The 22,704-nt window shown below is 71.0% G+C and carries 24 protein-coding genes and 1 pseudogene; 12 read left to right on the forward strand and 13 right to left on the reverse strand.

What is annotated here, in order from left to right; all coding sequences use genetic code 11:
* Positions 1-28: 28 nt before the first annotated feature.
* The gene (locus H9L09_RS08815) at positions 29-439 is read right to left on the reverse strand and encodes a VOC family protein (protein WP_187580246.1); all 411 of its coding nucleotides are present in this window, start codon (positions 437-439) and stop codon (positions 29-31) included.
* Positions 440-444: 5 nt separating this feature from the next.
* Positions 445-894: a helix-turn-helix transcriptional regulator gene (locus tag H9L09_RS08820; RefSeq protein WP_187580247.1), complete on the reverse strand. Its 450-nt coding sequence runs from the start codon at positions 892-894 to the stop codon at positions 445-447.
* A 204-nt stretch (positions 895-1,098) separates the two neighbouring features.
* Between H9L09_RS08820 and H9L09_RS08825 the strand changes: the two genes are divergently transcribed.
* The 4 genes and pseudogenes from H9L09_RS08825 to H9L09_RS22775 all read left to right on the forward strand — a co-directional run.
* On the forward strand, positions 1,099-1,755 hold the full coding sequence (locus H9L09_RS08825) for a hypothetical protein (RefSeq protein WP_187580248.1): 657 nt from the start codon (positions 1,099-1,101) through the stop codon (positions 1,753-1,755).
* Positions 1,756-1,818: 63 nt separating this feature from the next.
* Positions 1,819-2,397, forward strand: a complete 579-nt coding sequence (locus H9L09_RS08830; RefSeq protein WP_187580249.1) for an RNA polymerase sigma factor — start codon at positions 1,819-1,821, stop codon at positions 2,395-2,397.
* Positions 2,394-3,251: a hypothetical protein gene (locus H9L09_RS08835; protein WP_187580250.1), complete on the forward strand. Its 858-nt coding sequence runs from the start codon at positions 2,394-2,396 to the stop codon at positions 3,249-3,251. Before H9L09_RS08830 ends, H9L09_RS08835 begins: the two co-directional genes overlap by 4 nt.
* 345 nt (positions 3,252-3,596) lie before the next feature.
* Positions 3,597-3,863 (forward strand): annotated as a pseudogene (locus H9L09_RS22775) (2'-5' RNA ligase family protein); the annotation flags it as partial.
* A gap of 99 nt (positions 3,864-3,962) precedes the next feature.
* Here the strand turns inward: H9L09_RS22775 and H9L09_RS22005 are convergent.
* Positions 3,963-4,301 carry a DUF4760 domain-containing protein gene (locus tag H9L09_RS22005; protein ID WP_246456372.1) on the reverse strand — a complete coding sequence of 113 codons (339 nt, stop codon included), beginning with the start codon at positions 4,299-4,301 and terminating at the stop codon, positions 3,963-3,965.
* A 355-nt stretch (positions 4,302-4,656) separates the two neighbouring features.
* The gene (gene dnaB / locus H9L09_RS08845; RefSeq protein WP_246456373.1) at positions 4,657-6,111 is read right to left on the reverse strand and encodes a replicative DNA helicase; all 1,455 of its coding nucleotides are present in this window, start codon (positions 6,109-6,111) and stop codon (positions 4,657-4,659) included.
* A gap of 530 nt (positions 6,112-6,641) precedes the next feature.
* On the opposite strand from dnaB, the gene H9L09_RS08850 reads away from it, so the two are divergent.
* On the forward strand, positions 6,642-8,021 hold the full coding sequence (locus H9L09_RS08850; protein WP_223164273.1) for an MATE family efflux transporter: 1,380 nt from the start codon (positions 6,642-6,644) through the stop codon (positions 8,019-8,021).
* Positions 8,022-8,080: 59 nt separating this feature from the next.
* Here H9L09_RS08850 and rplI read toward each other — a convergent pair whose 3' ends face one another.
* The 4 genes from rplI to rpsF form a co-directional block, all read right to left on the reverse strand.
* Complete coding sequence (rplI, locus tag H9L09_RS08855; protein ID WP_187580251.1) at positions 8,081-8,524, reverse strand: 50S ribosomal protein L9; 444 nt, start codon at positions 8,522-8,524, stop codon at positions 8,081-8,083.
* Between the two features lie 27 nt (positions 8,525-8,551).
* Positions 8,552-8,788 (reverse strand): 30S ribosomal protein S18, encoded by a 237-nt coding sequence (gene rpsR, locus H9L09_RS08860; protein ID WP_187580252.1) that lies wholly within the window; start codon positions 8,786-8,788, stop codon positions 8,552-8,554.
* Positions 8,789-8,908: 120 nt separating this feature from the next.
* On the reverse strand, positions 8,909-9,520 hold the full coding sequence (locus H9L09_RS08865) for a single-stranded DNA-binding protein (protein ID WP_187580253.1): 612 nt from the start codon (positions 9,518-9,520) through the stop codon (positions 8,909-8,911).
* Between the two features lie 132 nt (positions 9,521-9,652).
* Complete coding sequence (gene rpsF / locus H9L09_RS08870; protein ID WP_187580776.1) at positions 9,653-9,943, reverse strand: 30S ribosomal protein S6; 291 nt, start codon at positions 9,941-9,943, stop codon at positions 9,653-9,655.
* Positions 9,944-10,230: 287 nt separating this feature from the next.
* Between rpsF and H9L09_RS08875 the strand changes: the two genes are divergently transcribed.
* Complete coding sequence (locus tag H9L09_RS08875) at positions 10,231-10,719, forward strand: pyridoxamine 5'-phosphate oxidase family protein (RefSeq protein WP_187580254.1); 489 nt, start codon at positions 10,231-10,233, stop codon at positions 10,717-10,719.
* 19 nt (positions 10,720-10,738) lie between these two features.
* Here H9L09_RS08875 and H9L09_RS08880 read toward each other — a convergent pair whose 3' ends face one another.
* Entirely contained in the window at positions 10,739-11,170 is a 432-nt protein-coding gene (locus tag H9L09_RS08880; protein WP_187580255.1) for an SRPBCC family protein, read from the reverse strand.
* Between the two features lie 43 nt (positions 11,171-11,213).
* On the opposite strand from H9L09_RS08880, the gene H9L09_RS08885 reads away from it, so the two are divergent.
* Genes H9L09_RS08885 through H9L09_RS08895 form a run of 3 tightly spaced genes read left to right on the forward strand, consistent with a single transcriptional unit; the run spans position 11,214 to position 14,267 of the window.
* Positions 11,214-12,023 (forward strand): deoxyribonuclease IV, encoded by an 810-nt coding sequence (locus H9L09_RS08885; protein WP_187580256.1) that lies wholly within the window; start codon positions 11,214-11,216, stop codon positions 12,021-12,023.
* A 22-nt stretch (positions 12,024-12,045) separates the two neighbouring features.
* Entirely contained in the window at positions 12,046-13,200 is a 1,155-nt protein-coding gene (locus H9L09_RS08890) for a lipid II:glycine glycyltransferase FemX (protein WP_246456374.1), read from the forward strand.
* A gap of 5 nt (positions 13,201-13,205) precedes the next feature.
* Complete coding sequence (locus H9L09_RS08895) at positions 13,206-14,267, forward strand: alanine racemase (RefSeq protein WP_187580257.1); 1,062 nt, start codon at positions 13,206-13,208, stop codon at positions 14,265-14,267.
* On the opposite strand, the gene H9L09_RS08900 is transcribed toward H9L09_RS08895, so the two are convergent.
* Together H9L09_RS08900 and H9L09_RS08905 are read right to left on the reverse strand one after the other, a co-directional pair.
* Positions 14,260-15,747 (reverse strand): glycosyltransferase family 87 protein, encoded by a 1,488-nt coding sequence (locus H9L09_RS08900; RefSeq protein ID WP_187580258.1) that lies wholly within the window; start codon positions 15,745-15,747, stop codon positions 14,260-14,262. The genes H9L09_RS08895 and H9L09_RS08900 overlap by 8 nt on opposite strands.
* Positions 15,748-15,759: 12 nt before the next feature.
* Positions 15,760-18,096 (reverse strand): transglycosylase domain-containing protein, encoded by a 2,337-nt coding sequence (locus H9L09_RS08905; protein ID WP_246456375.1) that lies wholly within the window; start codon positions 18,094-18,096, stop codon positions 15,760-15,762.
* Between the two features lie 238 nt (positions 18,097-18,334).
* Here H9L09_RS08905 and H9L09_RS08910 point away from each other — a divergent pair, with 238 nt between their 5' ends.
* Positions 18,335-18,976: a PadR family transcriptional regulator gene (locus H9L09_RS08910; protein ID WP_187580259.1), complete on the forward strand. Its 642-nt coding sequence runs from the start codon at positions 18,335-18,337 to the stop codon at positions 18,974-18,976.
* A 30-nt stretch (positions 18,977-19,006) separates the two neighbouring features.
* On the forward strand, positions 19,007-20,086 hold the full coding sequence (locus tag H9L09_RS08915; protein WP_187580260.1) for an inositol-3-phosphate synthase: 1,080 nt from the start codon (positions 19,007-19,009) through the stop codon (positions 20,084-20,086).
* 61 nt (positions 20,087-20,147) lie between these two features.
* On the opposite strand, the gene H9L09_RS08920 is transcribed toward H9L09_RS08915, so the two are convergent.
* Complete coding sequence (locus tag H9L09_RS08920; RefSeq protein WP_187580261.1) at positions 20,148-20,720, reverse strand: protein kinase family protein; 573 nt, start codon at positions 20,718-20,720, stop codon at positions 20,148-20,150.
* Positions 20,714-21,043: a hypothetical protein gene (locus H9L09_RS08925; RefSeq protein ID WP_187580262.1), complete on the reverse strand. Its 330-nt coding sequence runs from the start codon at positions 21,041-21,043 to the stop codon at positions 20,714-20,716. The genes H9L09_RS08920 and H9L09_RS08925 overlap by 7 nt, the downstream gene beginning before the upstream one ends.
* A gap of 91 nt (positions 21,044-21,134) precedes the next feature.
* Between H9L09_RS08925 and H9L09_RS08930 the strand changes: the two genes are divergently transcribed.
* A complete protein-coding gene (locus H9L09_RS08930; RefSeq protein WP_187580263.1) occupies positions 21,135-22,448 on the forward strand; it encodes an MFS transporter in 1,314 nt (437 codons plus the stop codon).
* Positions 22,449-22,704: the final 256 nt, after the last annotated feature.

Raw genomic sequence — 22,704 nt, forward strand, 5'->3', positions numbered from 1 at the left:
TCGTGGCTGTCCGCAGCCGGCGGGCCGTTCAGCGCAGCTCCCGGATCCGGACCAGGTTGCCGGCGGGGTCGCGGACGGCACAGTCGCGGACGCCGTACGGCTGCTCCATCGGCTCCGAGACGACCTCGACGTCACCGGACTGGAGCTCCTCGAAGGTGCCGTCGAGATCCTTGGTGGCCAGCAGGATCCAGCCGTAGGTGCCCTTGGCCATCATCTCGGTGATGGTACGGCGTTCGTCGTCGGTGATTCCCGGGTCCACGGCCGGCGGCGCCAGGAGGATCGAGGTTTCGGGCTGCCCGACGGGGCCCACCACGATCCAGCGCATCTTGCCCTGGCCCACGTCGCTGCGCACCTCGAACCCGAGCCGGTCGCGGTAGAAGGCCACGGAGGCGTCCGGGTCGTCGTGCGGGAGCGAGGTGGTGTGAATGGTGATGTCCATGACGCTCACGCTAGATGCGGCGCGGGGGTCCGCGCTTCTCGATTCCTGACCGGTCGGGTGACCAGCTTGGCCAGGCACGGTGGCAGCTCCGCGGTGCCCTGCGCCGCCTGGTCCCGGTAGGTGCTGGGCGGCACGCCGACCAGCTCGGTGAAGCGGGAGCTGAACGTGCCCAGCGACGAGCAGCCGACCGCGAAGCAGGCCTCGGTGACGCTGACGTCGCCGCGGCGAAGCAGCGCCATCGCCCGCTCGATGCGCCGGGTCATCAGGTAGGAGTACGGCGGCTCGCCGTACGCGCGCCGGAACTCGCGACTGAGGTGGCCGGCCGACATGTGCTCGCCACGGGCGAGAGCCTCGACGTCCAACGGCCGGGCGTACTCCCGGTCGATCCGGTCGCGGACCCGCCGCAGCCGCGCGAGGTCGCGCAGGCGGTCCTCCTCGGCGGGTCTGCTGGTCACGTCCGTGATGCTGCCACGTCCCAGCGGGGTTTCCCAGGGTTGCCGGACGTCTTCGCCCCGCTCACGACCAACCGGGGCGGCCCCTGCTCGGGGGCGCTCACACCGGCTGAGGAAATCCATGACCGGAACCGGTCTGATCCCTAGAGTGCGGATCGCCCCGACTCGGGGTCGCCGCCGGTTCACGTTTGGCGAGGGAGAGGGTCGATGAGGACGCGTGAGTGGGACCAGCACGTCGCGCCGCGCCTCTTGGAGGCGCTTCCCGACGGGTGGTCGGCACGCAACGGCCACCTGTCTTCGGTCGCTGCGGAGGGGCACCTGGCCTGGCACATCAGCAGGCAGGTCAGCAAGAGCGGTGGCTTCGAGTTCCACGCTGTCATCCAGCCGCTGTACGTCTGCTCCACGGTGCTGGTGGGTAACTTCGACGAGATCCTGGGGCACGGCGTCAGAGGGGTTCGCAGCTTCTTCACCGCGGCGACGCCGGACGCCGTACCGGTGCACGAGATCGTGCCTCTGATCCAGCGCTACGCGCTCCCCTACTTCGACCGCTACGGCAGGGATTTGCCTTCTTTCCTGTCCCTGACCACGGGATTCGCCCGTTCCAGGCCGGAAGGACGAGGAACGTGGACCACCGAGGCGTGGACCGCCGGGGCCCACAGCCTCCTCGGAGACTGGCCGGAGGCTCGTCGATCCTGGGGGAACTGCCTCACCGAGCTGGCGTACTTCGACTCTGACGTGGCTCCGGAGACCCGTCGCCTCGCAGCGCACGGCGTGGACGCCCACGACGGGCCACGCAGGTCGGCCCTCGTGGCATGGTTGCTCGAGAACGAGCGGGACATGCGCGTCCGGTGGCACCTGTCCTGACATGCGGGCCCTTCCTGCGTCCCACCGCTGAAACACTTGCCGCCGACCGGACAGGTTCCTGACATGACGACCTCGAGCTCGGCCGTGCAGCCGTCGCGGGAAGCGCGCTTCCGGGCGGTGTACGAGGCGACGTACGACGACCTGTTGCGGTTCGCGCAGCGCCGCGTCGACCTCAGCCACGCCGAGGACGTCGCCGCCGACGTGTTCCTCGTCGCCTGGCGGCGGCTGGACGACATGCCGGACGAGGTCGCTGACGCGCGGCCGTGGTTGTTCGGAGTCGCCCGCGCCACCATCCTCAACCATCGACGGGGCAGCAGGCGGCGCGACGCCCTCGCCGTCCGTCTCGCTGACGCGGCACTCACCGGCGACCTGCACCCGGGTGACGACCTCGCCGCGAGCCGCCTCGACCTCGCGGCCGCCTGGGCTCAGCTGTCGGACGCCGACCAGGAAGCGATCAGCCTCGTCGTCTGGGAGGGGCTCAGCTCTGCCCAGGCAGGCGTCGTGCTCGGCTGCTCCGCGACGGCCTACCGGATCCGGCTTTCGCGTGCCCGTCGCTCTCTCCGGCAGCACCTCGAGGCGGCGACCCGTTCCGACTCCTCCGTTCCCCCTAGCGCGATGACACCCGAGGGACCCCAGCGATGACTGCACCCGACAACTCCTCGACCACCCGCCTCCTGCACGACCTCGACGCCGCCGACCGCGAGCTGAGCCAGCCGCAGCGCAGCCGCGCCGCCGCGACGCTCGAGCGGATCCTGGCGACTGAGGCGGAGACCGCGGCGCCGACCGTGGTCCCTGACCGGACCAGGCGCCGCCGACCCCGCGCGCTGCTCCTCGCAGGCGGCGTCGTCGCCGCCGCCGTCACCGCTGCGGTGGGGGTCCCGCTCCTCACCGGGGGAACCGAGGCGTTCGCCTCCTGGTCAGCGACTCCCGTCTCGCTCGACGGTGCCGAGCGCACCACCGCGCTCGAGGCCTGCCTGGTGCTCCACAGCGGCGACGAGGGAGAGCTCGCCATCGACCCGCGAGCGCGAGGATCAGTGCTGCTCGCCGAGGCCCGGGGCGGGTGGAACTACATCGTCTTCACCGTGGCCGGCTCATCGGGACGCGAGCTGCAGGGCTCCTGCTTGGTGCCCGACGACCTCGTGAGCGACCCGCGGCCCGGGGAGGGTGGCTTCTTCGGCAGCCTCGGCGGCGCCGAGGAGACCGCGGGCTCCCAGCCGGCGCCCGACGTCGTGCGCGAGGACACCAACGGCGCTGGGTCGGTGGGCGACGAATGGTTCGTGTACGCCGAGGGCCGGGCCGGCACCGACGTGACCGGCATCGAGGTCACCACCCCGGGCGGCGTCCAGGTCGAGGCATCTGTCGAGAACGGACACTGGGCCGTCTGGTGGCCCGCCGGCGACGACTCTCCGAACAACCCCGACCTGAGGGACGCACCCACCTACGAGGTGACCCTGCGCGACGGCACCGTCACGCACGAGATCGGCGCCCTGAAGTAGGCGCTCGAAGTTCCTCACGCCGTCAGCAGGACGCCGAGAAGGACGGCCGACGGCGCGCCGCTCATGCGCTTCCCGCACACAGAAGGGATGAACCCGCGCGAGCACGAGGGCTGGCGTCCGCCGTCCCATTCGTAACCGGCCTCCCGCTCGGATCGCAACACGAGCGTGGTTCGACCTGTCCGGGCTGCACGCTAGTTTGCTGCCATGAGCTCGGTCCTGGACACAGCGGTGCTTCTGACTGCGGAGTCACTCTCCTGGTTCACCGATCGGTGGTGAAGGCAGTCGATCCTGCCCGTTGACCCGCCCCTGGCCCTGAGCGAAGCGATCCCGCCGCACTTCACACTGCTGAGCCCCTGGCACCTCGACCCCACCAGCGACGCGGCCTCGGGTCGGCTGCGAGAGGCAGCTCGGGGAGTCGAACCGTTCCGGCTCCACTTCACCTCGGTGGGAACCTTCCCCAGCGGACACGTCTACCTGCAACCCGACCCTGCAGCGGGACTGGACGCGTTGTTCGCCGCGCTCACCGAAGCGTTCCCCGAGTTCCCCCCGTATGGCGGTGCGTTCTCAGACTGGCTGCCTCACCTGACGGTTTCCCGAAGGGGTGGCGAGGCCACCGCGTCCGAAGTGCGTCGTGAAGTCGAGGCCGCAGGCCCCCTGGCCTTGGACGTCGGCATGACCGCGCTTTCACTATCCGCGGCAAGAGCGGGCCACTCAGGACTCCGAGCCGTTGGCGAGCGCCTCGAAATTCTCCCACAGCCGGGGTTCGCCGAACTGCTCGCGCTGACGAAGAGCGGCGGGGCCCACCCCTGCCCACACGAGCCCGGACGCCCAGAGGTCGTTGACGAGTCCCTTGTCGAGCAGGCCCTGCTTCGTGAAAGTACCGAGCGTCTCGCCCAACAGCAGGAGCGTCAAGACGTCCCTGTCCGTCGCTGACGCCCCCTCCGCGTCAAAACCGGGGGACATGAGATTCACCAATGCGTCGATGCCACCGGACATCGAGCTCCACTGCAGAACCTGCATCATCAACTGAGCATCCTGTTGGTCTGCCATTCCCAACCCCTGATTGTCGTAGCTGTGGTTCCGCCTACTCTTCTCTGCTCTGCGGACCGAAGGAATGGTCACTCGGGCTGATGTTTCCCAACCCCGAGCGCGCAGCGGAGGACGGAGCCCCATCCGACGCGCTCGGCAACGGATCCACACCGCCCCGTCCGCTCATTCGGCACGTCAGGACTTTCACCATCAGCGGCATTTCCGTGCTGTGCAGATGAACAGGCACATTGGGCTCCGGTGATCGCATTTCACGCTCAGCAGCACAGCGCAAGATGCCAACCTGCCTGTTCACATGCAGCATTCGGATCGCCCTGTCATCGGCGCGACAGAATCTTCACTCTCGGCGGCACGCGTCTCAGCCGTGGGCCATGTCGACGAACCGGGAGTAGTGGCCCTGGAAGGCGACGGTGACGTCCCGGGTCGGGCCGTTGCGGTGCTTGGCCACGATCAGGTCCGCCTCGCCGGGCCGGGTCGACTCCTTCTCGTAGGCGTCCTCGCGGTGCAGCAGGATCACCATGTCGGCGTCCTGCTCGATCGAGCCACTCTCACGCAGGTCCGACATCATCGGCCGCTTGTCGGCGCGCTGCTCCGGACCACGGTTCAGCTGGGAGAGCGCGATGATCGGGACGTCGAGCTCCTTGGCCAGCAGCTTGATCTGCCGGGAGAACTCCGAGACCTCGAGCTGCCGGGACTCCACCTTCTTGCCCGAGCTCATCAGCTGCAGGTAGTCGATCACGATCAAGCGCAGGTCGTGGCGCTGCTTGAGCCGCCGCGCCTTGGCCCGGATCTCCATCATCGTCATGTTCGGCGAGTCGTCGATGAACATCGGCGCCGAGGAGACCTCGCCCATCTTGCGGGCCAGCTTGGCCCAGTCCTCGTCGTTCATGTGCCCGTTGCGCATGTGGTTGAGCGGGATCCGCGCCTCCGCGGAGAGCATGCGCATGGTGATCTCGTTGCGGGTCATCTCCAGGGAGAAGATCACGCTGGACATGTTGTGGTGGATCGAGGCCGACCGGCAGATGTCCAGGCCCAGGGTCGACTTCCCCATCGCGGGCCGCGCCGCGATGATCACCATCTGGCCGCCGTGCAGACCGTTGGTCAGCTCGTCGAGGTCGGCGAATCCGGTCGGCACGCCCACGAACTCGCCGTCGCGGTTGGAGATCGCCTCGATCTCGTCGAGGGTCGCCTCCATGATCTCGCTCAGCGGCGCGTAGTCCTCCGAGGCCCGCTTCTCGGTGACGCCGTAGACCTCGGCCTGGGCCCGGTCGACGACGTCGTCGACCTGCCCCTCCCCCGCGTAGCCCATCTGCGCGATCCGGGTGCCGGCGTCGACGAGCCGGCGCAGGATCGCCTTCTCCCGGACGATCTCGGCGTAGTAGCCGGCGTTCGCGGCGATCGGGACGCTCGCGGACAGCGTGTGGAGGTACGGCGCGCCGCCGATCCGGCCGAGCTCGCCGCGGCGCTGCAGCTCGGCGGAGGTCGTGACCGGGTCGACCGGCTCGCCGCGGCCGTAGAGGTCGACCATCGCGTCATAGATGGTCTCGTGGACGGGCCGGTAGAAGTCGGTGCCGCGGACCGACTCGATCACGTCGGCGATCGCGTCCTTCGAGAGCAGCATCGAGCCGAGCACGCTCTGCTCGGCGGCGTTGTCCTGCGGAGGCGTGCGGTCGCCGTACCCCCGGGACCCGCCAGAGCCCCCCGAGTGACCCGAGTGACCGGGATCGCTTGAGCCGCCGTCGTAGGCGTCCCACGGGACCTCCGCCGCGGCCATCCCCAGCGCGTCCTGCGAGAAGTCCGTCCCCGAGCTCACCTGCGACCCAACCCCTCTCTGATCCGATGCCGAGTGCCGACCTGTGCCGCGCGCCGACTGTAGGAGCGACCACCCCCAGGAACCGGTTCGCCGGACCAACCGCCGCCCGCGCCGTGACGCGCGAAGTGGTCGGAGGGATGCCCGACGCAGGTGACCGTACGTGCCGGTCAGGGCATTCCGGAAGTCCGTTGTCCACAGGTCCTGTGGATAACTGGGGACAACATGTGGAACACGCCTACGGCTCTGTGCACAGGTTGTTTACACAGCTGTGGACACAGCCTCGATTCGAAACCGAAAACCGCCTCTGACCTGCGGCGATGCAGTGGAGTCGATGTGGACCGAAGAAAGTCTCCGACATTCTCGTTCACCAAGACGACACGCCGGGTTGGCCGGATGACTTGTCGACAAAGCACCTGAGTCGGACAGGCTATGCACAGAAGTTGCGTAGTTACACACAGTTCGCAAGGACTAGTCCCGGTCATGGTCACGAGCCGTCTTAGACTCTTACGTGGATCACCTAGGCTGTGGGGGTGCCCGTCCGATCCGTCCGCCGTCTGACCCGGCGATCCTCGCAGGACCGCGAGATCCTCCGGCTCGCGGTCCCGGCGTTCCTGGCGCTGGTGGCCGAGCCGATGTTCCTGCTCGCCGACGCCGCCATCGTCGGCCACCTGGGCACCCCGGAGCTCGCCGGCCTCGGCATCGCCGGCGCGATCGTGCAGACCGCGGTCGGGCTGTGCGTGTTCCTGGCCTACGGCACCACCGCCTCGGTGGCCCGGCAGATCGGCGCCGGCGACACCCGCGGCGCGCTGTCGCAGGGCATCGACGGGCTCTGGCTGGCCGTGCTGATCGGGATCGCGACGACCGCCGTGGCGCTGCCGGCCGCCGGCTGGCTGGTGGGTCTTTTCGGGGCCGACGCCGCGGTCACGGAAGCCGCGACGACGTACCTGCGGATCGCCCTGCTCGGGGTCACCCCGCTGCTGCTGATGCTCGCCGCCACCGGCGTCCTGCGTGGCCTGCAGGACACCCGGACGCCGCTGGTCGTCGCGGTGGTGGGCAACCTCGCGAACGTGGTGCTCAACGTGGTCCTGGTCTACGGCCTCGACCTCGGCATCGCCGGGTCCGCGCTCGGCACCGACCTCGCCCAGCTCGGCTCGGCCGCTGCGCTGGTCGCCGTGGTGGTCGCCGCGTGCCGCCGCGCGGGCGCTCCGCTGCGTCCGCACCTGCCCGGCGTACGCCGTGCCGCCCACGCCGGGGTCGCACTGGTCATCCGGACCCTCACGCTGCGGGCCTCCCTGCTGGTGATGACCTACGCGGCTGCGACGCTGGGGGCCACCGCGACCGCGACCCACCAGCTGGCGATGACGATCTGGACGTTCCTGGCGTTCGCCCTCGACGCCATCGCGATCGCCGCCCAGGCCATCACCGGCCGGTTCCTGGGCGTCGGCGACCTGCGCCTGACCCGCGAGGTCACCGACCGGATGGTCCGGTGGGGGCTGTGGTCCGGGGTGCTCTCGGGGCTGCTGCTGGCCGCCCTCTCGCCGCTGCTCGGCGGGCTGTTCACCCCCGACGCCGCCGTCCGGGACCTGCTGGTGCCGGTGCTGCTGGTGGCGGCGCTCTTCCAACCGGTCGCCGGCGTCGTCTTCGTCCTCGACGGGGTGCTGATCGGCGCCGGCGACGGCCGCTACCTGGCCTGGGGAGGCGTGCTCGTCCTCGGTGCCTTCGCCCCCGTGGCCTGGGCGGCGACCGCCCTGGCTCCCCCCGGCCCGGCCCTCGCCTGGCTGTGGGGCTCCTTCGGGGTGGCGTTCATGGGCAGCCGCGCCGTGGTGCTGCTGCACCGGTCCCGGGGTGACTCCTGGATGGTCCCGGGCGGCCGCGGCGCCGGGGTGCCGGCCGCGTCGACCCCGACATGACGCGAAGGGCCGCCCCCTCGGGGACGGCCCTTCGTGTGGTGATCCGAGGATCGGTCGGGTCAGCTGGCGACGACGTTCAGGTTGACGGTCGCGTCGACCTCGTCGGCCACCTTCACGGTCACCTGGTGCGTGCCCAGGGACTTGATCGGGTTGCCGACGATGATCTTGCGCTTGTCGACCGGAGCGCCGGCAGCGGTGAGCACCTCGGCGATGTCGCCGACCGTGACCGCGCCGAAGAGACGGCCGCCCTCGCCGGCGCGAACCGGCAGGTTGAACGTCGTGCTCTCGAGCGTGGACTTGATCTGCTTGGCGTGGTCGGCGTCGCGGACCTCGCGCGAGGAGCGCGCGGCCTTGATCGAGTCGACGGTGCGGCCACCACCCTTGGTCCAGCGGATGCCGAACCCACGGGGGATCAGGAAGTTGCGGCCGTAGCCGTCCTTGACCTCGACGATGTCACCGGGGGCACCGAGACCGGTGACCTCCTGGGTGAGGATGAGCTTCATGGTTTTCTCGTCCCTCTCGCTCTGCCGTTACCTGGCCGTGGACGTGTAGGGCAGCAGAGCCACCTCGCGAGCGTTCTTCACCGCGATGGCGACGTCCCGCTGGTGCTGGACGCAGTTGCCGGTGACCCGACGGGCGCGGATCTTGCCGCGGTCGGAGATGAACTTGCGGAGGAGGGTGGTGTCCTTGTAGTCCACGTAGGACACCTTCTCCTTGCAGAACTGGCAAACCTTCTTCTTCGGCTTGCGGAGTACTGGCTTGGCCATTGTGGTGCTCCCTTTCTGGTGAGCCCGGCTTGCGCCGGAATGGTCGCATCAGTCAGATGGACGGGTGGAACAGGTGTTCAGGCGACGGTCACGGGGACCGCCGGGGTCGTGCAGGGTCGATCAGAACGGAGGCTCCTCCGAGGAGCCACCGGCACCCGGGGTCGCCCAGGGGTCGTTCGACGGCTGGCCGCCGCCGTAGGAACCACCCTGGCCGCCGCCCTGCTGGCCGCCCCAGCCGCCGGCCTGCTGGCCGCCGCCGGAACCGCCCTGGGCAGCACCGGCACCGGCGCCGGCAGCACCGCCGGAGGCCCACGGGTCGTCGCCGCCGCCGCCGTAGCTGCCGCCGCCACCCTGACCGCCGCCGCTGCGGGAGGTCTTGGTGACCTTCGCGGTGGCGTACTTGACGCTGGGACCGACCTCGTCGACGTCGATCTCGAAGACGGTGCGCTTCTCACCCTCGCGGGTCTCGTAGGAGCGCGCCTTCAACCGACCCGAGACGATGACCCGCATGCCCCGCTGCAGCGACTCGGCGGCGTTCTCGGCCGCCTGGCGCCACACCGAGCAGTTGAGGAACAGCGCTTCGCCGTCCTTCCACTCGTTGCTCTGCTTGTCGAACGTGCGCGGCGTCGAGGCAACGGTGAAGTTGGCGACCGCTGCGCCCGAGGGCGTGAAGCGGAGCTCGGGGTCGGCGGTGAGGTTGCCGACCACGGTGATCGGGGTTTCGCCTGCCATGTCAGGCCTCCAGTCTGGTTGAGCTGTTCAGCAGATGCTGACTTGGGCGACCGGGGGAATCGGTCGAGGTACCGATGATCTGATCCTGGGTGCTGCTAGGTGCTGCTGGGAGGGAGCCCCGAGGCTCCCGTCTCAGCGGAGGTCGGGCCGGATGACCTTGGTGCGGAGCACCGACTCGTTCAGCCCGAGCTGCCGGTCGAGCTCCTTGACGGTGGCAGGCTCGGCCTGCAGCTCGACGACGGCGTAGATGCCCTCGGCCTTCTTGTCGATCTCGTAGGCGAGCCGGCGACGTCCCCAGACGTCGACCTTCTCCACCGAGCCACCGTCCTGACGGACGACGTTGAGGTACGTGTCGAGCGAAGGCGCAACGGTGCGCTCTTCAAGATCGGGGTCGAGGATGACCATCACTTCGTAGGCACGCAAAACAGTCTCCACCTCCTTCGGACTCAAAGCGGCCACGGCGTTTCCGTGGCAGGAGGGCTGTGCGTTCACGTCGTACGGCGTCCCGGGCAGTCACCCGGGGCCGACCGACGTGTCGGCGGCCCGACACCCGCACCTGGCGCGGAGTCGAGCCGGAACCGACGACCCAGGGTAACAGCGGCGCGGCGGGCCGAGGAAATCGTCGTCCACAGGCCCCATACGTCGGTGCCGTCCGGGTACTGCGCCCGGCGACGCACCCGAGATGAACCCCGAGACCAGGAGGTCCCACGATGAGCCAGGACACCCCGCGAGACGAGCGCCAGAAGCTGGTCGAGCTGATCAAGGACAGCCGGATCGCGATGCTCACCACCCGCAACGAGCAGGGCCGCCTGACCAGCCGGCCGATGGCCACCCAGGACGTGGAGACCGACGGCGACCTCTGGTTCATCACCGAGCGTTCCTCCGACAAGGCCGCCGAGATCCGGCGCGACCCCGAGGTCAACGTGGCCTACTCCTCACGCGACTCCTGGGTGTCGCTGGCCGGCCGCGCCGAGGTCGTCGACGACACCGAGAAGCTCACGGAGCTGTGGGGCACGTTCACCGACGCGTGGATGCAGGGCGGCCCGGACAACCCGGAGAACGTCTTGGTCAAGGTCACCGCCGAGTCGGCGGAGTTCTGGGACTCACCGGGCACGAAGGTCACCCAGGTGGTCAACCTGGTGAAGGCCAAGGTCACCGGGGAGCGCTTCGAGGGCGTCAACGAGACCGTCGAGCTCTGAGCGCCCGGAGCTCGACCGGCTACAGCCGCTCGAGCGCCTCACGCATGCCGCGCTCCGCCTCGTCGCCGAGCCTGGTGAAGAACGGGCGCAGCAGGAGGCCGAGCACCGGGGTGAGCACGCCGAAGTCGAAGTCGGCGGAGTAGCGCACCTCGGTGCCGCCGGTCGTGGTGGGGGTGAAGGTCATCGTGTCGAGGGCCTTGACCGTCTTGTTCTGCCCGCGCAGCGCGATCTTCTGGTTCTGCTCGCGCTCCACGACCGTGTAGGTCAGCTCGGTCTCGCGGCCGGCGAACTTCGAGGTGTTGCGGTAGCGCGTGCCCGGGCCGCCGTCGCCGGAGACCCGGACGGTCTCCACGGTCCCGGGGTCCCACTCGGTGGTGGTGGTGAAGTCGGCGAGGTAGGCGAAGACCCGCTCGACCGGCTTGTCGGTGGTCACGGTTCGTTCCAGGCGCATGCCGCCAGCGTAGGGAGGCACCGCAACTGCCTAGGCTGGACCCATGGTCAAGCTCAGGATCGGTGCCCACGTCGCCCAGGCCGACCCCGTCGCGGAGGCGCAGGCCCGTGGCGCGGACCTCGTGCAGTTCTTCCTCGGGAACCCGCAGGGCTACAAGGGCCCCGAGGTGGAGTACGCCGGCGGCGCGGACGCGCTGCGCGAGGCGGCCCTCGAGGCCGGCGTCGACCTCTACGTGCACGCGCCGTACATCATCAACGTCGCCACCACGAACAACCGGATCCGGATCCCGAGCCGCAAGCTGCTCCAGCAGCACATGGACGCCGCCGCGGCGATCGGTGCCAAGGGCCTGATCGTGCACGGCGGTCACGTGGACAAGGCCGGTGACGACCCCGAGCTGCTGGAGAAGGGCTTCGACAACTGGCGCAAGGCGGTCGAGGCCACCGACCTGAAGATCCCGCTCCTGATCGAGAACACCGCGGGCGGCGACAACGCGATGGCCCGCCACCTGGAGCGGATCGGCCGGGTCTGGGACGCGATCTCGACCGCCGAGGGCTTCGAGCAGGTCGGCTTCTGCCTCGACACCTGCCACGCACACGCCGGCGGCAACGACCTCGCCACGGTCGTGGAGGACGTACGCCGGATCACCGGCCGGATCGACCTCGTGCACGCCAACGACAGCCGCGACGCCTTCGACTCCGGCGCCGACCGGCACACCAGCCTGGGGGCCGGCCACATCGACCCCGAGCAGCTCGCCGCCGTCGTCCGGGAGGCCGGCGCACCGGTCGTCTGCGAGACCCCCGGCGGCGTCGCGGAGCACCGCGCGGACTTCGACTGGCTCCGCGAGCGGGTCTGAGCCGCTCCGGTAGCCTCGCCAGGTGACCTCCCCCGCCCTGACCGTCCGCACGATCACGCCCGACGAGCACCTGGCGCTCCTCCGCACGCAGCGTTCGGCGAGCTTCCTGCAGACCCCCGCCTGGGGGCAGGTCAAGAGCGAGTGGCGCCGGGAGTCGCTGGGCTGGTTCGACGGCGGCCGGCTGGTCGGCGCCGGGCTGGTGCTCTACCGGCAGCTGCCCAAGGTGAAGCGCTACCTCGCCTACCTCCCCGAGGGGCCGGTGATCGACTGGTCCAGCGAGCAGCTCGGCGACTGGCTCACCCCGATGACCGCGCACCTGAAGCGGAAGGGCGCCTTCGGGGTCCGGATCGGACCCCCGGTGGTCACCCGGCGCTGGTCCGCGGACGCCGTGAAGCAGGGGGTGGCCGACGAAGGCGTCACCCGGCTCGGCGAGGTACCCCCTACCGAGCGCTCACCGCAGGGGGCCCGGGTGGTCTCCCAGCTGCAGGAGCTCGGCTGGCGGCCGCAGGCGGTCGAGGGCGGCTTCGCCGCGGGCCAGCCGCAGTTCAACTTCCAGATCCCGCTGCGCCACCGCGACGGTGAGCAGGCCGGCGAGCCCCGCACCGAGGACGAGCTCCTCAAGGGCATGAACCAGCAGTGGCGACGCAACATCAAGAAGGCGGCCAAGGCCGGCGTCGAGGTCTCCCAGGGCGCCGAGCAGGACCTGAAGGCGTTCCACGACCTCTACGTGCACACCGCCGAGCGCGACCACTTCACGCCGCGGCCGCTGAGCTACTTCGAGACGATGTTCCGTGCGCTCAACGCCGAGGAGCCGGACCGGATCAAGCTCTTCCTGGGCCGCCACGAGGGCGACCTGGTCGCCGCCACGATCCTGGTCCGGGTCGGCGGCCACACCTGGTACTCCTACGGAGCCTCCTCCACCGAGAAGCGCGACGTCCGCGGCTCCAACGCGGTCCAGTGGGCGATGATCCAGGACGCCCTGGCCGCCGGGGCCGACGTCTACGACCTGCGCGGCATCACCGACACCCTCGATCCCGACGACTCCCACGTCGGGCTGATCCAGTTCAAGGTCGGCACCGGCGGCGAGGCGGTCGAGTACGCCGGCGAGTGGGACCTGCCGCTGCGACCGCTGCTCTACAAGGCGTTCTCGCTCTACATGGCCCGTCGGGGGAGGTGAACCGGATGTCGCTCTCCCTCTACGTCGACGGCGACCGCTGGCGCGCCCACCTCGACCACGTCCGCGACACCCGGCCCGCCATCGTCCCGGTCGTCAAGGGCAACGGCTACGGCTTCGGGATCCCTCGGCTGGCCGGCGAGGCCGCCCGGCTGGGCCTGGACACGGTGGCCGTCGGGATGTACGAGGAGGTCGGCCCCGCCCGGGGGTCGTTCCCCGGCGACGTCATGGTGCTCACCCCGTGGCGTCCCTTCGACCGGGCGGCGCTCTTCGCACCGCACGTCATCCACACCGTGGGCCGGCTCGAGGACCTCGAGGCGCTGGCGGCCCGCACCGACGGGCCGCGCGTGGTGCTCGAGCGGATGACCTCGATGCGCCGGCACGGGTTCTCCGCGAGCGGGCTGCGCGAGGCCGGAGAGCTGCTGGCCGGTACGCCGGGCAGCCCCCGGCCCGAGCGGGTCGGCGTCGAGGGCGTCGCCCTGCACCTGCCGATCTCCAGCGGCTCGCACCTCACCGAGGTGGAGCGGCTGATGACCGACGTGGTCGCCGCCGACCTGCCCACCCGGCGGATCTTCGTCTCGCACCTCACCGACGCGGAGACCGCCCTGCTGCGGCAGCGCTACCCCGACTACGAGTTCCGGCCCCGGATCGGCACCGACCTCTGGCTGGGTGAGCGGGGCGCGCTGCGGGTCCGCGCGACCGTCCTCGACGTGCACCCGGTCGAGCGCGGCGACGTGTTCGGCTACCGCAGCCGGACCGCCCCGAAGGCCGGCCACATCCTGATCGTCTCCGGCGGCACCGCGCACGGCATCGGTCTGGAGGCGCCGACCGGTGGGGCGACGTTGAAGGACCGCGCCGCCCGGGTCGCGAAGGGTGGCCTCGACGCGGCCGGCTTCGTGCGGTCGCCGTACACCATCGGCGGCAAGCTGCGGCTCTTCGCGGAGCCGCCGCACATGCAGGCCTCGATGCTGTTCCTGCCGCACGGCGCGCCGGTGCCGGAGGTCGGCGACGAGGTGGAGGTCCGGGTCCGGTTCACCGCGACCTCCTTCGACGCCACCGTGATCAGCTAGGCACGTCGGCCTGCTGGCCGCCGGCGTGCCGGTTCACGCGCCGCCCCGGCACCGGCCGGGTGCGGGCCGCCCGGGGCGGCTCCATGGGGTCGTCGGTGAGCCCGTCGGCGCGCACCGGGTCGTGCCACGGGGCCAGGATGTCGCGGACCACGACGCCGGCCAGCCACAGCTCGGCGGCCACCCGGACCAGGATGGCGATCCAGTAGGCGTGGTCGGGCTGGCCGCTGGCCGCGGAGGCGGTGAACTGGCCGAGGTAGAACCAGACCGCGAAGAAGTAGAGGACCTCGGCGCCCTGCCAGATCAGCAGGTCGCGCCACCGCGGTCGCGCCAGCACGGCCAGCGGCAGCAGCCACAGGACGTACTGCGGTGAGTAGACCTTGTTGACCACCAGGAAGCCGACCACGATCAGCAGCGCCAGCTGCGGGATCCGCGGGGTGCGCGGCGCCAGCAGCCCGAGGGCCAGGACCGCGACGCACACGGCACCGAACCAGATCCACGAGGCCAGGTTGATCCCGGAGGAGGTCACCGTGTGGCCGGCCTGCTGCCAGATCAGCCACAGCGAGCCGAGGTCGGCGCCCCGCTCCCCGTTGAAGGACCAGAACACCTTCCACTGCTCGAAGCCGTAGAGCATCGGCGGCAGGTTCACCAGCAGCCAGGCCCCGACGGCGCCGAGCACGGCCCAGCCGAACGCCGGCAGCCGGCGTCGGCGCAAGCAGACGACCAGCAGCGCGCCGAGCAGGAACAGCGGGTAGAGCTTCGCCGCGGTGCCCAGCCCGATCAGCACCCCGCTCAGCAGCGGACGGCCCCGCGACCAGGCCCACAGCGCGCCCGCGACCGCGGCCACCGCGAGCAGGTCCCAGTTGACCAGCCAGGCCAGCAGCAGCGCCGGGCTGGCGGCGAAGAGCATCGCGTCCCAGGGCCGCCGGCGGTGGGTGCCGGCCAGGAACCACGCGGCCAGCAGCCCGAAGCCGGCCAGCAGCACCGCGGTCACCTGGAAGTAGAGCCAGGACTCCGCGGCCACCCCTGGCACCGAGAACACCTGGTCGCCGGGGACGGCGGACCGGGCCGTCAGGTCCGGCCAGCCGCTGAGCGCGTGCGTCACCAGCGCGGCGCCGTACGCGAAGTAGCCGATGACGACGGGGTACTCCATCACCTGGTAGCGGCCGCCGGTGTCGCTGTAGGGGACCGACCTCTCCGCGAAGCCGCGCCCGGTGTAGAGGTAGGGCACGTCGGAGTAGCAGGCGGCCGCGTAGCGCTCGTTGCCGCCGGTCCAGTGCGCCTGCACGCAGGGCGTCTTCTGCAGCATGCCCAGCATCAGCACGACACAGGTGACGGCCAGGATCACGCGCACGGGCGTCCAGAACGGGTGCGGGGCGGCGTGCTCGCCGACCGGCCCCCCGATCCCCTCGCTGGCCGCGGTGGCCACCGGGTCCTCGTGGGTGGGGCGGACCAGCGGCAGCTTCTCGGAGTCGGTGCTCACCGGGTCACCGCGCTAGGTCCCGGAGGAGGGCTCGGTGCCGGTCCCGGTGGCCGTGCCGCCACCGGTGCCGCCCGGGCCACCCGTGCCACCGGGGCCGCCGCCCTGCGGGCCGGGGCCGCCGCTGGGTCCGCCACCGCCACCCGGCGACCCGGTGGGAGCGGGGAGGCTGGGGGTCGGCGGTGGGGGCGGCGCGGAGGTGGTCGGCGGCGGGGGCGGCGGCGCGGAGGTGGTCGGCGGCGGGGGCGGCGGCGCCGAGGTGGTCGGCGGCGGCGCCTGGGTCCGGGTCGGCTGCTGCGTGGGCTCGGGAGCCGGGGGCGGCGTGTAGATGGGGGTCGGCGTCGGGCTGTGGTCCTGGTTCTTGGCGTCCACGAAGGCCGGCTCGGGGAACTGCTCGACCGGCACGCCGTCCATCAGCTGCTGCATCACCGCGACCCAGGTCTGGGTCGGGTAGCCGGCACCGAAGTAGCCGTAGGGCGGCGGCAGGTAGTCGTTGAGCGCGTCGTTGCCGTCGCCGCGGACGTACATGACCGCGGTCACCATCTGCGGGGTGTAGCCGACGAACCACGAGGAGGAGACGTCGCCGTCGGCGTTCGTGGCGGTGCCGGTCTTGCCGCCCGCCGGCCGGCCCAGCGCCTGGGCGTTGGCGCCGGTGCCCTCCTCGACCACCTTCTGCAGCGCGTAGGAGACGTCGGAGTCGATGTCCTCGGAGAGGACCCGCTTGCCCTTGGCCTCGTGCGTGTAGAGGTCCTTGCCGGTCGAGGAGCGCACCTTGGACAGCACGAACCAGTCGCGGGCGACGCCGTTGTCGGCGATCGTGCCGTAGGCGTTGGCCATCTCGATCGGGCTGATCGTCGCCGAGCCCAGCGAGATCCCGGAGGTGGGCTTCAGACCCGGCGCGTCCTTGGGGATGCCCATGTCCACGGCGGTGCCGAGGATCTTCTCCGGCCCGTCCTTCATGCTCACGGTCAGGTCGATGTAGGCGGTGTTCACCGACTCCTCGGTCGCGGTGACCAGGTCGATCGCCGCGCCGTAGTCGTTGCCGTCGCCGGGGCCCTCGTTGACGACCTGGTCACCGTTGGGGAACACGTAGGGCGAGTTCCCCTGGAAGGTGCTCTTCAGCGAGTAGCCGTCCTGCAGCCCGGCCGCGAGCGCGAACGGCTTGAACGCCGACCCCGGCGACCCGCCGGCGAGCGCCCAGTTGATCTGGCTGTCGAGGTAGTCCTGACCGCCGTAGATCGCGCGCAGCGCCCCGGTGGTGGGGTCGACCGAGGCGACCCCCACGTGCAGCTGCTTGAGCCCCTTGGGACGCTTCTCGAGCACCGCGGACTGCGCGGCCCGCATCGCCTTGCGGGTGAACGTGGTGGTGACCCGCAGGCCGCCGCCCTCGATGTCGGCGTCGCTGAAGCCCTCCGCGGCGAGCGCCTTGCGGACCATCATGAGGACGTGGCCGCGCTGGCCGCCGTACTGGTCCTGGACCTGCTGCTCGGGGAACTTCGGCAGCCGGCGGGCCAGCTTCGCGGCCTTGTCGGCGTCGAGGTTGCCCATGTCGGCCATGCCCTCGAGGACGTACTGGTAGCGGCCGAGCAGCCGCTGCTTGGGGCCCTTGCCGTCCGCGGGGTCGAAGTTCTCCGGCGAGTTCAGGATCGCGGCGAGCGCCGCGCCCTCCGCGACGGTGAGGTCCGCGGCGTCCTTGTCGAAGTACGCCTGCGCCGCGGCCTGGATGCCGTAGGCACCGCGACCGAAGTAGATGGTGTTCAGGTAGCCCTGGAGGATCTCCTCCTTCGACACGCTGTTCTGCAGCTTCAGCGAGAGGAACGCCTCCTTGACCTTGCGGGTCAGGGTGCGGTCGGAGGAGAGGTAGTAGATCTTCACGTACTGCTGGGTGATCGTCGAGGCGCCCTGGGTGGCGTTGCCCTGCGCGTTGTTGAACGCGGCGCGCAGGATGCCCTTCGGGTCGATGCCCTTGTTCGTGTAGAACGTGCGGTCCTCCGCGGCGATCACCGCGTCCTGCACGTGCTGCGGGACGTCGGAGAGCGCCACGCTGGTCCGGTTCTGGTCGGCGAAGCGCCCCAGCTCGGTCTTGCCGTCGGCGTAGTAGACGAAGGTCGTCTGGGTCTCGAAGTCCTGGTTCGGGTCCGGGATGTCGGTGGCCATGTAGCCGTAGGCGAACGCGGCGCAGCCGAGCAGGAAGAAGCCCAGCATCGCCCACAGCCCCCAGCGCAGGATCCGCCGTGGCCAGGACCGTTTCGCCGTCGTGGTCCCGTCGCCCTTCTTCCGCGAGCTCGCGGACGCGGGCGTGCTCGCCCGACGGCCCGGGCCGGATCCGTTGGCTTTGCGTGGGGCACTCACCGTGCGAACTCCGTGGGGACGGGGACATGACGCAGGGCGTCGGTCCGTCAGGACCGGCGCCTTCCGGCCCCAGGGTACGGGCGGAGCCCCGGCGGCCGGCAATCGCCGCCCCGGTCCAGGCCGGGCGGCTCCCGGTGGTGGCCGCGCCGCGATATATCGATACGATAGGTACGACCGATACGACACGGGGGCTGGTGCGACGCGCGCAGGCCCTCCGAGCAGCAGGGACGGTGACCGCGTGGCACGACGCGGCGAGACGCTGGAGCTGGCCGTCCTCGGCCTGCTCCACGAGTCGCCCATGCACGGCTACGAGCTGCGCAAGCAGCTCAACGGCGTCCTCGGCTGGAGCCGGGTGCTCTCCTACGGCTCGCTCTACCCCGCCCTCAAGAAGCTGGTCCGGGCCGGCTGGATCGCGGAGGACCTCAGCACGGCGCCCGTCACGGCCAGCCGCCGGCAGCGCATCGTCTACGCGCTGACCTCCGCGGGCGAGGACCGGTTCACGATGCTGATGTCGGAGGCCGGTCCCTCCTCGTGGGAGGACGACAGCTTCGACGTCCGCTTCGCGTTCTTCGGCCGGACCGACATGGAGATCCGGCTGCGCATCCTGGAGGGCCGGCGAGCCCGGCTCGAGGAGCGCCTCGAGCGCGTCCAGGGGCAGCTCGACAAGACCCAGCAGCAGATGGACCGCTATGCCACCGAGCTCCAGCGCCACGGCGTCGAGTCGGTGCAGCGGGAGGTGCGCTGGCTCTCCGAGCTGATCAACGCCGAGCGCGGCACCGACGGCGCAGTCCGGGAAGTCCGGGAAGTCCGCGCCGATGGGGCCGATGGGGCCGAGACCGACAGCATCACCCGACCAGCAGCACCCCAGACCAGCGACTGAGCAGCAGCGACAGAGAAGGGAAGGACCCCGATGGGTTCGGTACGAGTAGCAATCGTGGGAGTGGGCAACTGCGCCACCTCCCTCATCCAGGGCGTGGAGTACTACAAGGACGCCGACCCCGAGGCCGCCGTCCCGGGCCTCATGCACGTCAAGTTCGGCGAGTACCACGTCTCCGACGTCGAGTTCGTGGCCGCGTTCGACGTGGACGCCAAGAAGGTCGGCTTCGACCTGTCCGAGGCGATCACCAGCTCGGAGAACAACACGATCAAGATCGCCGACGTCCCCCCGACCGGGATCACCGTCCTGCGCGGACCCACCCTCGACGGCCTGGGCAAGTACTACCGCCTGACCATCGAGGAGTCCGACGCGGAGCCGGTCGACGTCGTGCAGACCCTCAAGGACACCCGCGCCGACGTGCTGGTCTCCTACCTGCCGGTGGGCTCGGAGGAGGCCGACAAGTTCTACGCCCAGTGCGCCATCGACGCGGGCGTGGCCTTCGTCAACGCGCTGCCGGTGTTCATCGCCTCCGACCCCGTCTGGGCCAAGAAGTTCGAGGACGCCGGGGTCCCCATCGTCGGGGACGACATCAAGTCCCAGGTGGGCGCCACCATCACCCACCGGGTGATGGCCAAGCTGTTCGAGGACCGAGGCGTGGTGCTGGACCGCACCTACCAGCTCAACGTCGGCGGCAACATGGACTTCAAGAACATGCTCGAGCGGGAGCGGCTGGAGTCGAAGAAGATCTCCAAGACGCAGGCGGTCACCTCGAACATCGAGCACGACCTCGGCGCCCGCAACGTGCACATCGGCCCCTCGGACTACGTCCAGTGGCTCGACGACCGCAAGTGGGCCTACGTCCGGCTCGAGGGTCGCGCCTTCGGCGACGTCCCGCTGAACCTGGAGTACAAGCTCGAGGTGTGGGACTCCCCGAACAGCGCCGGCATCATCATCGACGCCATCCGTGCGGCGAAGATCGCCCTGGACCGCGGCATCGGCGGCCCGATCCACTCGGCGTCGACGTACCTGATGAAGTCCCCGCCGGTGCAGCTGCCCGACGACCAGGGCCGCGCCCAGGTCGAGGCGTTCATCCGCGGAGACGTCGAGCGCTGACCACGCCGCCGCGGGCCCGGCTCCGGGCCCGCGGCCGTGGCGCCCGGTCGGCAGCGGCCGGTCAGACCGAGGCAAGCACCTCGGGCCTGAGCCCGTCGATGAACTCCTGACGCTGCTCGCGCCCGCGCGGCAGCGCCGGCCGGTTCTCGAGCACGGCGAGCGCCCAGGTCCAGCGCACCAGCCGGTCGCGGTCGGTGTCGGGGCGCAGCTCGCAGACCTGGTCGAGGTACGTCGCCGTGGGGTGGTCGTGCACGCTCTTGGCGATCCAGAACGCCAGGTCGAACACCGGCGGGCCCAGCACCGGCAGCGGGTCCACCGCGGTCAGTCGGTCGCCGCAGACGATGAGGTTCTTGGCCTGCAGGTCGCCGTGCAGCAGCACCGGAGCCTCCCGCGCACCATCGTCCAGCAGGCCCTCCAGCAGCCGGAGCGCGCCGTCGAGGTCGCGGCGGTGCCGCTCGCAGCCGTCCTCGCCGAACCGGGTCCGGGCCCAGTGGATCCGCCGGTCGAGGTTGTCCTGCACGTTCCCGAACGGGAAGCCGTCCGCGGCGGCGGTGTGCAGCCGCTCGCTGAGGTCCACGATGTCGACCAGCTCGTAGCTGCCCTCCCCGACCCAGCCGAGGAAGCCCATCAGCATCGCGGAGGTCGCCGGGTCCTCCCTGAGCAGGCGGGGGCCCCGTCACCGGCCCAGGCCCGCAGGGCGGCGGTCTCGGCGGCGCCGCCCGCGACGTCGGTGGGCACCTTGAGCACGAGCTCGCGGCCCTCGGGGTCGGCGCACTTGACGCACAGCGACATGGCACCGCCGGCGAGCACCTGGTGCGGGACCAGCTGCCACTGCGCGATCAGCCGGCCGGCGACCTCCCGGGCGGCGACCAGCCAGCGACGCGCTTCCACCTCGCCGAGGTTGTAGGCGAGGTCCTCGATCAACGTCTCCGGGACCGGTGGCACGTCGTACCCCATCCGTGGATCCCCCTCGCGTGTCGAGCCGGTGCCGCAGGTCCCTCCCCAGGTCCCTGCCCGCGGGCGTCGTCGAGATGACAGCATGCCCGCTATGAGCGCCGCCCGCCACCTTTCCCACTTGTTGCGTGGGTCGTGGTTCCGGCGCCTGTTCGCGGTGCGCGTCGCGAGCCAGCTGACCGACGGCGTGTTCCAGACCGCGCTGGCCTCCTACGTCATCTTCTCCCCCGAGCAGCAGCCCTCTCCGTCGGCGATCGCCGAGACGCTCGCGGTGGTGCTGCTGCCCTTCAGCGTGCTCGGCCCGTTCGTCGGCGTGTTCCTGGACCGGTGGTCGCGCCGTCAGGTGCTGGCCCTCGCCAACTTCGCCCGGGTCGGGCTGGTGGGGGTGCTCGCGATCGGGGTGGCCGCCGACCTGCGGGGCACCGGGCTGTTCGCGCTGATCCTGGTCTCGCTCTCGGTGAACCGGTTCCTGCTCGCCGGGCTGTCGGCCTCGCTGCCGCACGTGGTCTCCGCCGAGGACCTGGTCACCGCCAACGCGGTCACCCCGACCGCCGGCACGATGGCCTTCCTCGCCGGGCTGGCCCTGGGCACCGGCTCGCGCTTCGCCTGGCCGGCGCTCGGCATCGACGCCGACGTGGGGGTGCTCGCGCTGGCCTCGCTGCTGTACGGCGTCGCCGGCCTGCTCGCGCTGCGGATCCCCCGCGAGCTGCTGGGCCCGGACTTCGCCCCGGACCGGCCCGCCGTCCGCGAGGCCGTGCGGCACGTCGCCCGTGGGCTCATGGACGGGCTGCGGCACCTCGCGGAGCGGCGGCCCGCGGCGTACGGGCTGGCGGCGATCGGGGCGCACCGGTTCTTCTACGGCGTCTCGACCGTGGCGCTGATCCTGCTCTACCGCAACTACTTCCACGACCCGAGCGAGAGCGACGCCGCCTTCGCCGACCTGTCGGTGGCGATCCTGGTCAGCGGCCTCGGCTTCTTCGCCGCCGCCTTCCTCACCCCGGTGGTCACCGACCGGATCCCGCAGCGGTCATGGATCGTGATCCTGCTGGTCTGCGCCGCGGTCACGCAGCTGTTCCCCGCCGCCCTCTACACCAGGCCGGCGTTGCTGGTGGCCGCGTTCTTCCTCGGCCTCGCCTCCCAAGGCATCAAGATCTGCGTCGACACACTGGTCCAGGTGCACGTCGACGACGCGTTCCGGGGGCGGATCTTCTCGCTCTACGACGTGATCTTCAACGTCGCCTTCGTCGCCGCGGCCGCGGTCGCTGCGGCGGTGCTGCCCCCCGACGGCCGCTCCTACGCGGTCCTGGGCGTGCTGGCGGTCGGCTACCTGCTGACCGCGCTCGGCTACGCCCGGATCACCCGGGGGGACCGGATCGTCCGCGACGGGACGCCGCCAGCGACCGGCTGAGGGCCGGGCCGCACGTCCCCGAAAACTTCTTCGTCGGAGCAGGTATCAGGGCGCCCCGGCCGCGCTCCTTCCTGGTGTGGCCGGGGGCCACGGACCGGTCAGTGGCCAGGGGGGCAGCACCGGTCAGGCGGGGCCGCCACCTTCTCCCAGGGAGCGGCGGCCCTCCGCGGCCCGTCGGAGCCCCCACGGGGGTGGGCTCCGGCGGGCCCGGGGCCGCCGCGCGTCGGCCGGGGCGGGCACGTCGTCCGAAACCGGG

Source organism: Nocardioides mesophilus, assembly GCF_014395785.1.
GTDB lineage: Bacteria > Actinomycetota > Actinomycetes > Propionibacteriales > Nocardioidaceae > Nocardioides_B > Nocardioides_B mesophilus.

Bases quoted from the DNA above. Each gene is read 5' to 3' on its own strand.
- H9L09_RS08880 (WP_187580255.1), bottom strand. From the start codon at position 11,170: ATGCGCCTGGAACGAACCGTGACCACCGACAAGCCGGTCGAGCGGGTC.
- H9L09_RS08895 (WP_187580257.1), top strand. From the start codon at position 13,206: ATGTCGCTCTCCCTCTACGTCGACGGCGACCGCTGGCGCGCCCACCTC.
- rpsR (WP_187580252.1), bottom strand. From the start codon at position 8,788: ATGGCCAAGCCAGTACTCCGCAAGCCGAAGAAGAAGGTTTGCCAGTTC.
- H9L09_RS08915 (WP_187580260.1), top strand. From the start codon at position 19,007: ATGGGTTCGGTACGAGTAGCAATCGTGGGAGTGGGCAACTGCGCCACC.
- H9L09_RS08925 (WP_187580262.1), bottom strand. From the start codon at position 21,043: ATGGGGTACGACGTGCCACCGGTCCCGGAGACGTTGATCGAGGACCTC.
- H9L09_RS08825 (WP_187580248.1), top strand. From the start codon at position 1,099: ATGAGGACGCGTGAGTGGGACCAGCACGTCGCGCCGCGCCTCTTGGAG.
- H9L09_RS08875 (WP_187580254.1), top strand. From the start codon at position 10,231: ATGAGCCAGGACACCCCGCGAGACGAGCGCCAGAAGCTGGTCGAGCTG.
- H9L09_RS08830 (WP_187580249.1), top strand. From the start codon at position 1,819: ATGACGACCTCGAGCTCGGCCGTGCAGCCGTCGCGGGAAGCGCGCTTC.
- H9L09_RS08835 (WP_187580250.1), top strand. From the start codon at position 2,394: ATGACTGCACCCGACAACTCCTCGACCACCCGCCTCCTGCACGACCTC.
- rplI (WP_187580251.1), bottom strand. From the start codon at position 8,524: ATGAAGCTCATCCTCACCCAGGAGGTCACCGGTCTCGGTGCCCCCGGT.
- H9L09_RS22005 (WP_246456372.1), bottom strand. From the start codon at position 4,301: ATGGCAGACCAACAGGATGCTCAGTTGATGATGCAGGTTCTGCAGTGG.
- H9L09_RS08865 (WP_187580253.1), bottom strand. From the start codon at position 9,520: ATGGCAGGCGAAACCCCGATCACCGTGGTCGGCAACCTCACCGCCGAC.
- H9L09_RS08920 (WP_187580261.1), bottom strand. From the start codon at position 20,720: ATGCTGATGGGCTTCCTCGGCTGGGTCGGGGAGGGCAGCTACGAGCTG.
- H9L09_RS08815 (WP_187580246.1), bottom strand. From the start codon at position 439: ATGGACATCACCATTCACACCACCTCGCTCCCGCACGACGACCCGGAC.
- H9L09_RS08930 (WP_187580263.1), top strand. From the start codon at position 21,135: ATGAGCGCCGCCCGCCACCTTTCCCACTTGTTGCGTGGGTCGTGGTTC.
- H9L09_RS08885 (WP_187580256.1), top strand. From the start codon at position 11,214: ATGGTCAAGCTCAGGATCGGTGCCCACGTCGCCCAGGCCGACCCCGTC.